The organism is Actinocorallia sp. API 0066 (genome assembly GCF_020991275.1).
Taxonomy (GTDB): Bacteria; Actinomycetota; Actinomycetes; order Streptosporangiales; family Streptosporangiaceae; genus Actinocorallia.
In genome coordinates, this window is record NZ_JAJLQY010000010.1 from 1 (window position 1) to 16,839 (window position 16,839).

The window sequence follows — 16,839 nt, forward strand, 5'->3', positions numbered from 1 at the left end:
ACCGTCACCGGCCCACGCCGCAGTCAGACCCTGGAACGACGGCCCGTAGGTGTAACCGTGGTCGGCGAGGTTCTCGTAGAAGTCCTGGACGGGGATCGGGTGCGCCCCAGGCGGCGGCCAGGCGCTCAGATCGTCGGTGGCGGCAGGGGTGGCGGAGGCGGCGAGGGACGCGAGGAGGCCCTCGGCGTTGGACCGCCATTCCTGCGACCCGGACAGGCGGGAACGGATGAGGACCTGCCGACGCCCACGGGGATCCGGCTCGTCGGTGACGTGGACCTGGATCTCGACGGCGCCGGACGCCGGGATCGGCAGGGGAGCGTGGATGACGAGCTCATCCAGGACAGGACAGTCGATCCGGTCTCCGGCGGTGATGGCGAGTTCGACCATAGCCGCACCGGGGACCACAACCGCACCGGCGATCGCATGGTCGGCCAGCCACGGATGAGTCTGCAACGACACCCGCCCGGCCAGCATCACACCGCCCGGTACCTCCACCACCGTGCCCAGCAACGGATGACCACCAGCCACCTGACCGGCAGCAGGATTGGGGCTGAGCCAGTAACGATCGCGTTGGAACGGATAGGTCGGCAGCGGAACAACCCGACCCGGCACCCGAGCGCCTGGGATCAACGCGGCCAGAGCGGTCTGGGCGACCGGCCCTCCAGCAGCCCACAGCTCCGCCAACCCAGCAACAGCGGCAACCACCTCAGACTGGTTCCGACGCGAGAACGCCACCGCCACCGCAGACGGGTGATCGCTGGTCCGGGCCAGCGAAGTGAGACTCCCGTCCGGGCCGATCTCGACCACGAACCCCGCGCCGGTGCTGGCCACTGCCTCAGCCAGGGCGTCGGCGTAGCGGACGGGTTCACGGACCTGCCGCACCCAGTACTCCGGCGACATCCACTCCCGCCGCCCGGCCGCCGACGGCTCCCGGTAGACGACACCAGCCGCCACAACGCCGAACTCCGCCAACATCGGATCCATCAACGGCGAATGGAACGCATGACTGACCGGCAGCAGCCGCGCCCGAATCCCCGCACCAACCGCAGCAGCAACCAGCTCCTCAACAGCGGCCTGCTCCCCGGAGACCGTCACCGCCCTCGGCCCGTTGACGGCCGCGACCCACACCCCGGCACGATCGGCCACAAGCCCGACGACCCGATCCTCACCGGCGGCCAACGACGCCATCGCGCCCCCGGCCGGGAGAGCCTGCATCAACCGGGCCCGAGCGGCCACCACCTGGGCGGCATCCTCCAAAGACCACACACCGGCCGCGAACGCCGCAGCCAACTCACCGATGGAATGACCCACCAACGCCTCTGCCCGCACACCCCACGACTCCACAAGCCGCCACAACGCGACCTCAAAGGCGAACAACACCGACTGCGTATACAGCGTCTGATCCAACAAGCCCGCCAGATCCGAACCCGAATCAGCGAACGCCACCTCCCGCACCGGGAACCGAGTCACCCCACCCAACGCGTCGTCCAGCACCTCGCTCAACTCGGCATCCAACGCCGCGCACACCTCGTCGAACGCAGCCGCGAACACGGGGAACGCCCCATACAGATCTCGGCCCATCCCCGCCCGCTGAGCACCCTGACCAGCGAACGTCAACACCACCGGGCCCGTACCGGCCGCCCCCGAGGGCCCCGCGTCCCCAGCAGCCACCGCACGCAACCCCGCCACGGCCTCGTCCCGACCGACGGCCGCCACCGCAGCCCGGAACTCCCACACCGGACGACCAGACAGCAACGCCCCGCCGACCTCCTCCAACCCCCAACCCAGACCAGATTCGAGAGCCAGGAAATCGGCCAACCGGCCCGCCGCAGCCCGCAGACCCTCCGGAGACCGCGCCGACACCACCAACGGCACCACACCCGACACACCCGAAACAGGCTCGCTGGGCGTACCAGGGGTGTCGGGGGTGTCGGGGGCCTGTTCAAGGATGACGTGCGCGTTGGTACCGCTGATCCCGAAGGAGGACACACCGACACGGCGCGGACGACCGGTCTCCGGCCAGCCACGCTCCTCGGTCAGGAGCCGCACATCCCCGACCGACCAATCCACCTTCGACGACGGCGTCTCGGCATGCAATGTCCGGGGCAGCACCCCGTGCCGCAGCGCCAGAACCATCTTGGCAATCCCGGCGACACCGGCCGCCGCCTGGGTGTGACCGATGTTCGACTTCACCGACCCCAACCACAACGGCTCACCGCCTTCAGCGCGGTCGCCGTAGACCGCCAGCAGCGCCTGCGCCTCGATCGGATCACCCAAAGCCGTCCCGGTGCCATGCGCCTCCACCGCGTCCACGTGAGCCGGGGTCAGACCGGCACTCGCCAACGCCTGACGAATCACCCGCTGCTGGGAAGGACCGTTGGGAGCCGTCAACCCGTTCGAAGCACCGTCCTGGTTGATCGCACTACCCCGGACCACCGCCAGCACCTCATGCCCAAGACGCTGAGCATCCGACAAGCGCTCCAGGACCAACATCCCGGCACCCTCGGCCCAGCCCATGCCGTCGGCGGAGTCGGAGAACGCCTTGCAGCGGCCGTCGAGGGCCATGCCCTGCAACCTGGAGAACTCCACAAAGGTCTCCGGGGTGGCCATCACGGTCGCGCCACCGGCCAGCGCCATCGAGCATTCGCCCGCCCGCAGCGCCTGGGCGGCCAGGTGCAACGCCACCAGCGATGAGGAACACGCCGTGTCGACACTCACCGCCGGGCCCTCAAGCCCCAGCACATAGGAGATGCGCCCCGACGCCACGCTGTGCGCGTCCCCGGTCGAGCGGTACCCGTCCAGCTCCGGAATCGGCACCACCGCGTCGGCGGCGGACTGGTAGTCGTTGGCGATCAGCCCGGTGTAGACGCCGACGTCCTGGCCGTGCAGCGAGGACGGGTCGATCCCGGCGTGTTCCAGCGCCTCCCACGACGTCTCCAGCAGCAGCCGCTGCTGCGGATCCATCGCCAACGCCTCACGCGGACTGATCCCGAAGAACGCCGCGTCGAACCTCGCCGCGTCACTCAGGAACCCTCCCGCACGCGCGTGCGAGACGCCCACCGCGTCCGGGTCCGAGGCGAACAGGCCGTCCAGGTCCCAGCCCCGGTCGGTGGGGAACTCCCCCACCACGTCCGCGCCCGACGACAGGAGGTCCCACAACGCGGCCGGGCCGTCCACACCGCCGGGCAGCCGCACCCCCACACCGACGATCGCCACCGGCTCGTCGGTCGCCGCCGTCGCGGGGGCGGCCGCGAGCGCGGGCGTCTCGCCGGCCACCTGGGCGGACAGGAAGTCGGCCAGAGCCGACGGGGTCGGGTGGTCAAAAAGCGCCGAGACCGAGAGGTTCAGCCCGGTCAGCGAGGCGAGCCGGTTCCGGAGGGCGACGGCCCGGGCCGAGTCCAGGCCGAGGTCCTTGAACGGCCGCCGCCGGTCGAACAGGTCGTCCCCGACGGTCGAGGCCACCTCGCGGTAGATGAGGTCGCGCAGGAACCCGGTCGCACCGGCCACGGCGAGCCGGTCGTCCTGGGGCACGACCTCGGTGATCGCCATCGTGGTGCCCGAGGAGCGGACGGCGGCGTCGAACGCCGCGGCGAGTTCGGCCGCCGACAACGGATCCGCCAGGCTCGTGCGCAGGAAGCCGCCGGTGACCGCCCAGCCGTCGCACGTCAGGGACAGGACGCGCCGGTCCGGCGAGTCATGGCGGCGGGCGAGCGCGTCGAAGGGCCGCGCGACGCCCTCGGCGCACAGGACGACCGTTCGCGCCGACGACGCGGTCACCAGGTCCTCGACGTCCGGCGCCGCGCCGCGCGCGGGGTCCTGGATGTGGACGAGGCCCGTGATCTCCGCGTCCGGCGTGTCGGCCGCTCCCAGGACGACCTCGACGCCGGTCCGCCGTCCGATGCCGTCGGCGAGCAGGTCGAGGTGGTCCCGGTGCTCGGCGGTGTCCACGAGCACGAGCCGGCGCACCGCGTACCGGTCGGCGAGCAGGTCCGCCACCGCCGCCCCGAGCGTCGTCGCGGCACCCGAGATCATCACGGTGTCGGACGGCCCGAACCACGGGTTCGGGGCGCCGGCGCGGATCCCGCTCCGGGCGACGGGCAGCGTCGTCTCCTCCCCGTCCGGGCCCGGGACGCGCGTGGCCGCCGTCGCCCGGCCCGCGCGGTTGACGGCCAGGAGCCGGGCGGGGGTGTCGGCGAGGAGATGGCGGGCGATCTTGCCCGAGCCCGTTCGCGGGATGCGCCGCGTCTCGTACAGCTCGGCGGGGATCTTGTGGACCGAGAGCAGTTCGCGGCATCGGGCCAGGACCCGGTCGGGTTCGAGACCGCCGTCGCCGGCGACCAGGAAGGCGACCGGCACCTCACCGAGGACGTCGTCGGGCTTGCCGGCGGCGGCGACGTCCGCCACCCCCGGCACCGGCCGGATCGCCTCGTCGATCTCGCCGGGGTGGATGTTGACCGCGCCCCGGATGATGAGTTCCTTGATCCGGCCGGTGATGCGGAAGAAGCCGTCCTCGTCGCCGCGCGCCAGGTCGCCGGTGCGGTACCAGCCGTCGCTGAACCTGCCCTCGGTCTCGGCCGGGGCGTTGTGGTAGCCGAGCATCAGGCTCGGACCCCGGACCCAGACCTCGCCCTCCTCGCCGGTGCCGACGTCGCGGTGGGCGGCGGGGTCCACCAGGCGGACGTCGAGACCGGGGACCGGTCGGCCGCAGGACCCGACCGGCACGGGCTCGTCGAGGCCGCTCATGGTGATCGGCCCGCACGTCTCGGTGCTGCCGTAGGTGTTGAGCACGGCGACGCCGAGCGTCTCCTCGATCTCCCCGCGCAGGGTGTCGGAGGTGACCGAACCGGCGACGAGCGCCAGCCGCAGGCCCTGGGCCGCACGGGGCCGTGCCCGCGCCTCCTCGACCAGCAGGTGGTACATGGCCGGGACGCCGGACAGGATGCTGAACGGCTCCCGGTCCAGGGTGTCGAGCACCTCGTCGGCGGCGAATCCGCTCACGATGTGCGCGGACGCGCCGACGACGGTCACGCCGAGCAGGCACAGGCAGTGGGCCAGGCTGTGGTGCAGGGGCAGCGGCCACAGGACGCGGTCCCGCTCGTCGAGCCGGGCCATCGGCAGGTAGCTGGAGACGACCGACCACAGGCAGGCGCGCTGGGTGCACAGGACGCCCTTGGGACGGCCGGTGGTGCCCGAGGTGTAGAGCATCCAGGCCGGGTCGTCGAGGCCGAGACCGTCCCGTGCGGGGGTGCCGGGTTCCGATCCGACCAGGTCGGCGAAGGAGGTGGTTCCGGGCGCGCTTCCCACCGCGACGATCTCGCGGACGCCGCCGCCGCGCGCCGCCCGGCGGACCTGGTCGGCATAGGCGGCCCGGGTGATGACGACCTTCGCGCCGCTGTCGTCGAGGTAGTGGCGCAGTTCCTCGTCCGTGCAGTCCGGTGCGAGCGGCACGCCGATCGCCGCCGCGCGGACGACGCCCAGATAGCTCTCGATCATCTCGACGCGGCTGCCGAGCAGCAGCGCGACCCGGTCTCCGGGTTCCACGCCGAGTGCGGCGAGGTGTCCCGCGAGGCGGGCGGTGTTCCGGTCCAGGTCGGCGTAGGTCACGCCGCGGTGCGCGTCGGAGAAGGCGATCTTGCCGCCCAGGCGGGCGGCGTTCGTCCGGACGATCTCGCCCAGGGGCCGGATGCGCTCGGTATGCAACTACGTACTCACCTTCTGTGACCAGGTATTCGGTGCGGAGTACTCGTCCGGGAGAAGAGCGGCGGGGCCTACTTCGGGGACCGGACGCCCATGAACAGGCGGAGCAGCCGGGTCGTGACGGAGTTCCCGGCGATCCGCAGGAAGATCGTCCGGAGCGCGAGCGCGAACTCGGTGGGCGGCAGGAAGAAGCTCTCGCGTCCCCGGCGAGCCTGCGCCTGGACCTTCAGCGCGATCGGGCGGTAGGCGGCCTCCCACTCGCGCAGCGCCGTGGGGATGTCCCCGGGATGGCGTTCCAGCACGTCGCCGAGGAGATCGGCGCCGCCGACGGCCAGCGACGCGCCGAAACCCGCGTAGAAGCCGGTGCACCACGCCGCGTCGCCGACGAGAACCACCCGGCCCTGGCTCCAGGTGTCCATCTTGATCTGGCTCACCGGCCCGTAGTAGACCGACGGGACGGCCTCCACCTCCCTCAGCAGGGCCGGGACGGCCCAGCCGAGGTCCTCAAAACGGCGCCGGACCGAGGTGGACAGATCGGTGGCCAGGTCGCCCGGCAGGTCGGTGCTCGTCCACAGGAAGATCACCGAGAAGGTGTCGCCGAGGCTGCTGACCGCGATCATCCGGCCGACTCCGCTCAGGAGGTGCTCGACCCCGGTGTCGATCGGACTGCGCTCCAGGTTGTAGAGGGCCAGGAGGTCACCGAAGTCGGTTCGGAACTCCGTCTCCGGACCGAAGACCAGCTCCCGAACGGCCGAGTTGACGCCGTCGGCGCCGATCACCAGGTCAAAACGCTCGCTGACCCCGTTCGACAGGACGACCTCGGCGCCGGACTCGTCCTGGGTGACGCTCGACACGGTCGTGCCGTACTCGATCTTCACCTCGCCGTCCAGGGCGTCGAGCAGAATCTCCGTGATCTTGTCGCGCGGGACGTGCAGGGTCGGCTCGTTCATCAGCGCGAGCTGGGTGGCCGCCCGCCAGATGACACGCAGCCGTCCGCCGGTGTCCACCATGTGGATGTCCTCCCACGGTAGCTGCGCCTCGACGAGCCGTGGGAGGATGCCCAACCGTTCGGCCGCCTGGTAGCCCACGCCCCGGAAGCTGATCCACGTCCCACCTTTGCGGTTGCCCGTGGCCTTCTCCACGACCAGGACCTCCCAGCCACCCCGGTGCAGTCTCAGCGCCGCGGTCAGGCCGGCGACGCCCGCGCCGACGATCAATGCCCGCCCTGCTTCCCACCGTTGAGTGGACACTCAAGCCTCCATGCCGTCGAGTTCGTGAACGTAGGAACGTGCGGGCGGCCGGCGCCGAGAGCGGCCGACGTACTCGTCGGCGAAGGCGACGGCGCTGCTTCCGGCCTCGGCCAGGCGCGTCAGGCTCGCGGTCCGGCGGCGGTGGTCGAACGCGGTCGCGTCCGCCGCGGGGTGGAACAGCCAGGTCAGCCAGGCCGAGAAGTCCTGGGCACGCCAGACGGCGGGCAGGCGCGCGGCCGAGTAGCCCTCGAGGGGACCCGCCTCACCACGGCGGAACCACCCGATGAGGGCGTGGGCGAGCACGCTCGCGTCCTCAAGCGCCACGTTCAGCCCCTTGGCGGCGGTGGGCGGGAAGATGTGGGCGGCGTCGCCCACGAGGAAGAGCCGCCCGAACTGCATGGGCTCCGCGACGGTGGCCCGGAGCGGAACCCTGACCTGTTCGAGGACCGCTCCCCGCGTCCGGCGGCCCTCCTCGACGTACAGCCGCTGCCACAGTTCGTCCCAGATCCGTTCATGGGGCCAGTCGCTCTGCTCGTCCCGGGCGTCGGTCTGCAGGTAGAGGCGGCTGACCTCGGGTGTGCGCATGCTCGCCAGGGCGAAGCCGCGCGCGTGCACGGAGTAGACCAGTTCGGACGCGAAGGGCGCCGCGCCGACCAGCAGCCCGATCCAGTCGAACGGGTAGCGTCGGCTGTGGACCACGAGGGACGCCGTGGGGATGCTCGCGCGGGACACGCCGTGGTGTCCGTCGCAGCCGGCGATGAAGTCGGCCTCGACGACGACCTGTTCCCCGTCGGCCGTGAACGCGACCGAGGGGTGGTCGCCGGTGATCCCCGCGATCTGGACGTCCCGCGCGTCGAAGTGCAGCGAACCGTCGTCCGGCGGACGAGCGGCCAGCAGGTCCTTGACGACCTCCTGCTGGCCGTAGATGTAGGTCGGCTCACCGATCAGCGACGTGGTCGAGATCCGCTGAACGGTGTCGTCGAAGCGTAGTTGGAAACCGTCGTGTACCAGGCCCTGCCGGTCCAGCCGGTCGGCCAGCCCGGAACCGCGCAGCAGCCGGACCGTGCCCTCCTCGAGCAGCCCGGCCCGCACCCGCCGTTCCAGATGCTCGCGGCTGCAGCGCTCGACGACCACGGAGTCGACGCCGTGGGCGCGCAGCTCGTGTGACAGGTACAGCCCGGCCGGGCCGGCGCCGACGACCGCGACCTGGGTCCGCAGCGTCCTCATCGCCGCTGCCGGTCCGGGTCCAGCAGGACGGCGCGGGCCTTGAGCAGCATCTCCTCGTACTCCTCGACCGGGTCCGAGTCGAGCACGATCGCGCCGCCCGCACCGATCAGGACCGCGTCGCGCCAGAAGACCGCCGTCCGGATCACGATGCTGAGGTCGGCCGACCCGTTGAACCCGAAGTAGCCGAGCGCCCCGGAGTAGACGCCGCGTGCCTCGGACTCCAGCCGGTCGGTGATCTCGACCGTCCGGAGTTTGGGCGCTCCGGTCATCGAGCCGCCCGGGAAGCACGCCTTCACGCAGTCGACGGCGCTCGCCGTCGGCCGCAGCCGCCCCCGGATCGTGGAGACGAGCTGGTGCACGGAGGAGTACGACTCGGTCGCCATGAACTTCGGAACGTGCACGCTCCCGACCTCGCACACCTGGCCGAGGTCGTTGCGCACGAGGTCGACGATCATGAGGTTCTCGGCCCGGGTCTTGGCGCTGCGGGTCAGCTCGAGCCGCCGGGACTCGTCGGTCGCGGGATCCTCGCTGCGTGCCGCGGTGCCCTTGATGGGTTTGCTCTCGACCATGCGGTGCCGGTCGATCCGCAGGAACCGTTCGGGTGAGGAGCTCAGGATCCGCAGCTCACCGAACCGCAGGAACGCGCTGTAGGGAGCCGGGTTGGTGCGCCGCATCCGCAGGTAGAAGGCGAGATCGTCGTCCGGGGCCGCGGTCCGGAGCATGTTGGTCAGGCAGACCTCGTAGCTCTCGCCCTCCCGCAGTTTCCGCAGGCACTCGGCGATGTCGGAGAGATAGGTCTCCCGGTCCCGCACGAAGGACGCCGGGACGTCCACGCCGGGGCTCGGGCCCGGCGCCGCCGGTACGGGCGCCGCCTTCTCGAGCGCGCCGACGGCCGAGGCCGTGCGGGCCAGCCAGGCGTCGGCCTCGGCGACGGACTCCGCCCCCGGCCGGCACAGCGCGACCAGGTAGGTCCGGTGCTCGACGTGGTCGACGACGATGATCCGGTCGGCGCGCATCCATGTCGCGTCGGGGGTCTCGGCCTTGTGGCGGTTGACGAAGCCGCAGTGCTCCTTCATCTCGTACCCGAAGTAGCCGACGTATCCGCCGTTGAAGTCGAACGGGAGGTCCAGCTCGACCCGCGATGCGGCCAGCCGTCGGCTCAGGAGGTCGAAGATGTTCCCCTCGACCAGGCTCTGGACGCCGTCCGCGGATTCCACGACGACCGCGTCGTCGGTCACCGAGTAGCTCAGCACCTCGCTGAGCGGGCCCGAGGCGTCGCCCAGATACGAGAACCGCGCCAGGCCGCGCTCGCAGCGGTTGCTGTCGAGCCAGAACGAGTGGGAGCTGTTCCCGTAGAGGCCGACGTAGACCGTCTCGGCGTCGACCTCGCGTTCCAGGGTCGACGTGCGGACGACGAGCGAGCCCTCGCCGTCCGGGCTGGCCGCCGACGGGCTGCGGTGCGCGGCACCGCGGCGCCGGGTCAGGTCCCGGAAGTTCTCGAGGATCCGGGCGCCGTGCTCGGTCGCCACCGACTCGGGGTGGAACTGCACGCCCCAGTGCGGTCGGCCGGTGTGGCGGACGCCCATGATCTCGCCGTCCTCGGCCCAGGCGATCGCCTCCAAGGACGTCGAGTCCAGGGAGTCCACGGCGAGGGAGTGGTAGCGCACCCCGGTGAAGTTCTGGGGCAGTCCTTCGAAGACGTCCTTGTTCAGGTGGGTGACCCGCGAGAGGTGGCCGTGCCTCGGCTCTCCGGCCGGGCGCACTCTGGCGCCGTGGAACAGGGCGATGCCCTGGTGGCCGAGGCAGACTCCGAGCACCGGCAGGTCCGGCATCGACAGCAGCCGGGCGGTGTCACCAAAATCGCGCCTGTGCCCGGGATGACCGGGGCCCGGGGAGATCACGACGTTGTCGAACCGGGCGATGAAGGCGTCGTCCCCCAACACCGGGTCGTCATTGCGGACGACCACGGGTTCCGCGCCGTTGATCTGCGCGATCAACTGGAAGAGGTTGTAAGTGTAGGAATCGTAGTTGTCCACCAGCAGCGTGCGCACATTACCGAGAGGTGGCTTCACTTCCCCCGCCGGATCCGCAGGGTGCAACGGGGCCTCCACACAACGATCGATTTCACAGGAGAAGCAACGGATCAAATGCTCGCCGGGGGGCGGCCGGGCCCGCAAGCACCGGTAGGGCATTTAGGGGTCGGCCGACCATTCCTAGGGGACCCCTACCCGCGCCTGCCAGGGGTACGACCGGGCCGGCAGACGGCGCTATCACCCCTAGGGGGTCGGCCCGGCCATTCCTAGGGGCTCCGCCACCGATCGGGAACACAATCCCCTATTGACATTCTCCGGACGTCACCAGAAACATGAGCAGCGAGTGGTTTCTGAGGATTCGGAGACGAAGCCGTGCCTGATTTCACCAAAAAGGATCTCGTGGTCGGCACCGCATCCGGGCCAGTGCGCGGTTTTCTCGACCGGGGGGTGCCCCACTGGAGAGGCGTGCCCTACGCGCGGGTCGAGCGGCGTTTCCGTCCGGCGGTGCCGGTGGCGCCGGGCGGCCCGATCGAGGCCACCGCATGGGGACCGGTCAGCTGGCAGTTGCCGATCCAGGTGAGCCGGGGCCTCTACCACCTCCCGCTGAACGGCCTTGTGGAGAACGAGGACTGCCTCAACCTGAACGTGTGGTCCCCTGGCCCGCGGCCGGACGGGCCCCTGCCGGTCCTGGTCTGGTTCCACGGAGGCAGCCGGGTGAACGGCAGTGCCAGTAGCTGGATCGACCCGTGGCACTTCGCCGCCCGGCACGGCGTCGTCGTGGTCACCGCGAACTACCGCCTCGGCCCGTGGGGATGCCTCTACCTGGGCGGCCACGACCCGGACTTCGCCGACAGCGCCAACCTCGAGGCCCTCGACCAGGTCATGCTGCTGCGCTGGATCGGGGACAACATCGCCGGCTTCGGCGGCGACCCGGGCAACGTCACGCTGTTCGGCGTGTCCTCCGGCGGTTCCGACGTGGCGACGCTGCTCGGCACGCCCGCGGCCCACGGCCTGTTCCACCGGGCGGCGATCTACAGCGGGAACGCCGAGGTGCCCGTGTCCGTGGAGGCCGCGGTGCGCTTCACCGACGAGTTCCTCGCGGCGGCCGGGCCGCTGGCGAAGTCGCCCGAGGACCTGGCCCGGCTCCCGAACGTGGGGCTGCGGTACATCCACGGGAAGCTGCTCCAACAGGGGGTCTCGGTCCGGTACCGGCCTTTTGTCGACGGCGCCGTCGTGCCCCGTCCGCCGCTCGAGACGATCCGCGCGGGGGGCGTCGCCGACGTGCCCCTGCTGGTATCGGTGACGTCGGACGAAGCCGGCATCTACGTCGCCATGGGCGACGTGGTCCTCGACCGCGTCTACAACGCGGTCGCCGCGGGTGAGACCCCGGCCGACCTGGACGAGAAGACCAGGCTGCTCTCGAAGAAGTGCTTCTGGGAGCCCGCCGACCGGCTGCTGCGGGCCGCCCACCGATCCGGCGGGAAGGTGTGGCTGCAGAGGTTCTGCTACGCGCCGACCAATTCGAGCTTCGCGGCTGATTTTCCGGCCATGGCGGATCGCCCGGTGCACGGCACCGACATGGCGTCGTTGTTCGTCGACACCGAGGGAGGCGACGGGACGGAGACCGACCGGCTGGTGGGGGCGCGGGAGCAGAACGCCCTGATCACCCTGGCCCGGGAAGGCCGCCCGCCCTGGCCGGAATGGTCCCCGCGGACGCCGGTGACGCAGGAGATCACGGCGCCTTCCGCCGTCGTCGGTCGTATTTCCTTTTTATTCGAGCGGTGGATATGGGAGTAATTCGATGACGTCGACCACCTCGAACCAGGGCGAGAAAACGCAGAACCAGCCAGGGCGGGGGCGGTGGCTGGTCTTCGCCGTACTGGCCTTCACCCAGTACCTGATGACGCTGGACACCAGCATCGTTTTTGTGGCGCTGCCGTCGATCCAGACCGACCTGCACTTCACCCAGACCGGGCTCGCGTGGGTCACGAACGCCTTCATTCTCGCCTTCGGCGGCTTCCTGATGCTGGGTGGACGAGCGGCGGACATCTTCGGCCGGCGCAGGACGCTGACCATCGGCCTGGTGCTGATGGGCGTCGCGTCGCTGGCCGGCGGGCTGGCGACGGAGCCCTGGCACATCATCACGGCCCGGGCCGTGCAGGGCCTGGGCAGCGCGCTGGTGCTGCCCGCCACGATGGCGCTGGTGCTGGACATCTTCGAGCCGGGGCCGGAGCGCCACAAGGCCCTGGCCATTCTGGGCGGCCTCGGCGGGCTCGCCGGAGCGACCGGCACGGTCTTCGGTGGTCTGCTCACCTCGATCGCCTGGCAGGCGGCGTTCCTGGTGTACGTCCCGATCATCGTCCTGGTGCTGGTGTTCGGCATGCGGATCGTGCCCGCCGGCACGACGACCGCCACCGGCGGCATCGACGTGTGGGGTGCCCTGACCAGCACCGGCGGACTGACCCTCCTGCTGTACAGCATCCTGGAGGGCAGCAACAAGGGCTGGACCTCGGGTGCCACGCCGGGCGCCTTCGCCGCCGCGGTGGTGCTGCTCGCGGCGTTCGTCGTGCGGCAGCGCCAGGCCGCCACGCCGCTGATCCCCCCACGGTTGCTGCGGATGCGCAACGTCGTCTTCGGCAACCTGGTCAACCTGGTGCTCGGCGCGCTGCTCCTCGGGGTCTTCTTTGTGCTGACCCTGCACCTGCAGGGCGAGCGCGGCTACTCGCCCGTGGTGGCGGCCCTGCTGACCGCGCCGATCGGCCTGGCGATGTTCGCCGGCGCCAGCGTCGTGGTCCGGCTCCTCGCCCGGGTCACCCCGGCCACCGCGCTGATCATCGCGTTCACGATCCAGGCGGTCGGCCTGGTGTGGTGGGTGGGAGTGCTCGACGTGCACGCCAACATCGTGCTGTCCTTCGTCCTGCCCGGCGTCCTGTACACCTTCGGGGTCGGACTGGCGATCGTCCCCTCGGTCATCGTCTGCACCACCGGCGTCGAGGGGTACATGATCGGTGCGGCGTCGGGGTTGAACAACACCACCCTGCAGATGGGCGGCGCGATCGGTGTCGCGTTCCTGAGCACGCTGAGCCAGCACCGGTACGGCAGGGCGCTGGCCGACGGCGTCGGCGCGGCGGAGGCCGGCAACAGCGGCCACGCCTGGGGGCTGGCCGGCGGTGTCGGCCTGGCCGCCACCGGCCTGGTGCTGGCCCTGGTGCTGCGGGCCGGCGCCCGAGGCCAGCAGCCCCCGGCCGACTCCGAGCCCGCCCGACCCGACGCCTAGTCGCGTGTCACCGAGCCTTTTTCACCGTCGGCACGGAATACGAGCCAGGAAATCCACACGAATCGATCGACTGGTTCGACGCCCTTTCGGCCTGGACTGAATTCTGTCCGAAGACGGCCACGTCGTTATCCGATTCGGAAACCGCCACGCCCTTCCGCGAGCCTTCACCGTCCTGCTCCTCCATCACATCGATCACCGCTTCACCATGCGCACCGCGCCCGACCCCGGCTCTCGATGACCGTTTCCCACTCGCCGCGCCGCTCCGCCACATTCCGTCACCACGACCACCACCCTGACGGCAGCCGAATACGCGGCCCTCCCTCAGATCTCCGAAGACCGCGCGCGGCCGCCTTGACGATCGAGACCTGTTTGTGTCTTTATTTTTCCGGGAATAGGGGGGGTTGCATGAGGTTGTACGAGCGGGATCAACCGTTGTCCAACCTGGTGGCGCTCTTCGCGGAGAGCCGGCTCGGTCAGCAACGGACAGTGATACTGACCGGCGCGGTGGGAACCGGCCGGACAGAGATGGTCCGGACCCTCGCCCGGGACGCGGTGGGCGCGGGCGCACTCCACTGCGCGGCCGCGACCTGCAGGTTGGACCACGCCCTCCCCTTCGGCACCATCTGGCAGCTCTTCATCAACCCGGGACTGCCGGAGAAGACGCGCAGGCGGGCGGCCCAACTCCTGAACTCAGAGGTCGCCCGGACCCCGCTCGACACCGACGGCGCCGCGGACCGGAGCCTCGATCAGAACCTCGCCTACATCTCCCACATCCTGAGCGGTCTCCTGATGGACGTGATCGAGGAGACCGGCCGTCCGCTCCTGCTGACCGTCGACGACGCCCACCACGCCGACCCGGCGTCCCTGCACTGCCTGCTGGCGATCACCGCACGGCTGCGGCACTTCCCGCTCATGGTCGTCGTCAGCGCCGTCGACGGGCCCCAGTCGTTCAGCCCGGCGTTCCTGGGCGGGCTGCCGGCGGCACCGTACTGCCGTCACCTCCGGCTCGACCTGCTGACCGAGCGCGGTGTGGAGAGCATGCTGGCCGAGCACCTCCCCGACGCCGCGGCCCGGCGGGTCGCCGCGGAGTGCCACGCCCTGACCGGCGGCAACCCGGTCATGGTGCGCGGTTTCGCCGACGACCACCGCCGATCCGTCGAGGACGCCGGGCCGCTCGGACCGGAGACCATGCGCGCCTGGACACGCATCCTCCACCGGTGCGATCCCACCATGCTCCGGCTGGCCCGGTGGACGGCCGTCCTCGGGGAGTCGGGGACCCCGTCGATGGGCGGGCGCCTCGCCGGCCTCAAGGACGAGGCGACCTCCCGGACCCTGAGGGCGCTCGACCGGACCGGCTGCTTCGTCGGCGGCCGGTTCCGGCACCCCTCGCTCCGCCAAGCCGTCCTGGACGCCCTGGCCCCGGCGGAGCAGGCGGCCATGCACGCCGAGGCGGCGGCCCGCTTCCAGACCGAGGGCGCCTCCGTCCTCGTCGTCGCCGACCATCTCGTCGCGGCCGGGGAGCCCCAGGCCACCTGGGCGGTCCCGGCCCTGAACGAAGCAGCGGAACAGGCCCTGTCCCAGGGACGGGTGAACCGGGCCCTCACCTATCTTCGGCTCGCCCACGGGATCCCGGCCCCGGACCCCCACCACGAGGTCTCGCGGGCCCTCCTGGCGCGGGCGGAATGGCGGACCGACCCCGCCCTGACCATGCGGCACGGAGCCGAACTGGTCGCGGCCCTGCGGTCCGGCGCCGATCCCGGCGGGCCGGACCTCCCGGCCTGGGCGGGCCGCCTGATCTGGTTCGGCCGCGAGCACGACGCACGCGCGGCGATCGAGCGGCTCGGCGACCGAAAGCACGCCCTCGACGAGTCCCAGGCCGACCAGCTCGAGTCCCTGCGGCTGGGCCTGTCCTGCCTGTTCCCCACAGGCGAGGGGCCTGGGCGGACCGTCAGCGTGCCCGCCGAGAACAGGGAGGCGGCGGCGACGGCCGACCTTCTGGGGCAGGCCCTCGGGCTGCTGGTCAGGACTCTGCGGAACGGTCCAGGCGAGTCGACGGCCGCCGCCGAACACCTCGTCGAACAGAGCCCGCTCGGCGAGCGCACCTTCGGGGCGCTCGCCTGCGCCCTCGGCGCCCTCATCTACGGCGGGGAACTCGGCACCGCCGACCGGTGGTGTGCGTCCCTGGAGGGGGATGCCGCCGCGGCGGAGGCGCCGACCTGGCTGGCGGTACTGGCCGCCCTCCGGTCGAGGATCGCCCTGCGGCAGGGCGATCCGGTCACCGCGCAGACGCACGCCGGCCGCGCCCTGGACCTGGTCCCGGCCGAGAGCTGGGGCGTCGGGGTCCTCCTCCCGCTCAGCGTGCTCATCGACGCCACAACGATGACGGGCCTGTATCAGGAGGCACTCACCCATCTGCGCACCCCCGTGCCCGACGTCCTGCACAAGACGCCCCTGGCGATCCCGTACCTGCGGGCCCGCGCCCGCTTCCACGCCGCGAGGGGAAGGCTCCACCGGGCGCTGAGCGAGATCGACACCGTCTCCGAGCTGGTGGCCCGATGGGACCTCGACCGGCCCGCGCTGGCGCCCTGGCGGACCGACGCCGCGCTCGTCCACCTGGAACTCGGATGCCGGGAGGAGGCCCGTCGCCTGGCGGTCGAGCAGTGGGAGATGCTCGCGCCGACGGAGGCCCTGGAACGGGGGATCACCCTGCGCGTGCTGGCCGCCGCCGGCGACCCGGCCAAGCGGCTCACCCGCCTGGAGCAGTCGGTGCGCGAACTCCGCAGGTCCGGCGACCGCTTCGAGCTCTCGCTCGCGCTGGTCGACCTGGGCCGGGTCCAGCCGGACGGAAGCGGTTCCCCGGTGCACCGGATCGCCGACCCCGACCGCGACGGGCACGAGGACGAGCCGGACATCGCCGTCGCGTGGGAGCCGTTCCAGGTCCTGACCAAGGCGGAACTCAGGGTGGCGGCACTGGCCGCCTACGGCCACAGCAACCGGCAGATCGCCAGCAAGCTCTTCATCACGATCAGCACGGTCGAGCAGCACCTCACCAGGGTGTACAGCAAGCTCAACGTCCGCCGCCGGAACGATCTGCCGATCCTGCCCGACGGTTCCGAACTGACCGACGGGCTGCCCGCGTAAGGCGCTCGGAAGGCAACCCCTAAAGAACGACCGGAACCGACCCCTAGGGCGGGCCCGCCACCCCTTCATGGACGGATTACGGCGAATCCGGGAGGTGAAAACAGGGGTTCCCGAATCTCGCTGGACCGGGCCAGCATAAAGGCCGTTCGGTGCCTCGCGATCGACTCTCGCTGATCGGGCGTGAAGAAGCGAAGAAGCCCTGGACCGTGAACCG

8 protein-coding genes are annotated in these 16,839 nt (G+C 71.1%); 3 read left to right on the forward strand and 5 right to left on the reverse strand.

The features are described from left to right. The 4 genes from LO762_RS23330 to pabB all read right to left on the reverse strand — a co-directional run. On the reverse strand, nt 1–5,700 hold a 5,700-nt coding region (locus tag LO762_RS23330), incomplete at its 3' end, for a type I polyketide synthase (RefSeq protein WP_230618013.1). A 68-nt stretch (nt 5,701–5,768) separates the two neighbouring features. Beyond that, entirely contained in the window at nt 5,769–6,947 is a 1,179-nt protein-coding gene (locus LO762_RS23335; RefSeq protein ID WP_230618014.1) for an FAD-dependent monooxygenase, read from the reverse strand. Next, nucleotides 6,948–8,174 (reverse strand): 4-hydroxybenzoate 3-monooxygenase, encoded by a 1,227-nt coding sequence (locus LO762_RS23340; protein ID WP_230618015.1) that lies wholly within the window; start codon nt 8,172–8,174, stop codon nt 6,948–6,950. It lies immediately after the preceding gene. Further along, nucleotides 8,171–10,225 (reverse strand): aminodeoxychorismate synthase component I, encoded by a 2,055-nt coding sequence (pabB, locus tag LO762_RS23345; RefSeq protein WP_230618016.1) that lies wholly within the window; start codon nt 10,223–10,225, stop codon nt 8,171–8,173. The genes LO762_RS23340 and pabB overlap by 4 nt, the downstream gene beginning before the upstream one ends. Before the next feature lie 381 nt (nt 10,226–10,606). Here pabB and LO762_RS23350 point away from each other — a divergent pair, with 381 nt between their 5' ends. Then, nucleotides 10,607–12,004, forward strand: a complete 1,398-nt coding sequence (locus LO762_RS23350) for a carboxylesterase family protein (protein WP_308104398.1) — start codon at nt 10,607–10,609, stop codon at nt 12,002–12,004. A 4-nt stretch (nt 12,005–12,008) separates the two neighbouring features. Then, entirely contained in the window at nt 12,009–13,484 is a 1,476-nt protein-coding gene (locus LO762_RS23355; protein ID WP_230618018.1) for an MFS transporter, read from the forward strand. Between the two features lie 7 nt (nt 13,485–13,491). On the opposite strand, the gene LO762_RS23360 is transcribed toward LO762_RS23355, so the two are convergent. After that, nucleotides 13,492–13,680, reverse strand: a complete 189-nt coding sequence (locus LO762_RS23360; RefSeq protein WP_230618019.1) for a hypothetical protein — start codon at nt 13,678–13,680, stop codon at nt 13,492–13,494. Nucleotides 13,681–13,889: 209 nt separating this feature from the next. Here LO762_RS23360 and LO762_RS33180 point away from each other — a divergent pair, with 209 nt between their 5' ends. After that, on the forward strand, nt 13,890–16,625 hold the full coding sequence (locus tag LO762_RS33180; RefSeq protein ID WP_304523694.1) for a LuxR family transcriptional regulator: 2,736 nt from the start codon (nt 13,890–13,892) through the stop codon (nt 16,623–16,625). Nucleotides 16,626–16,839: the final 214 nt, after the last annotated feature.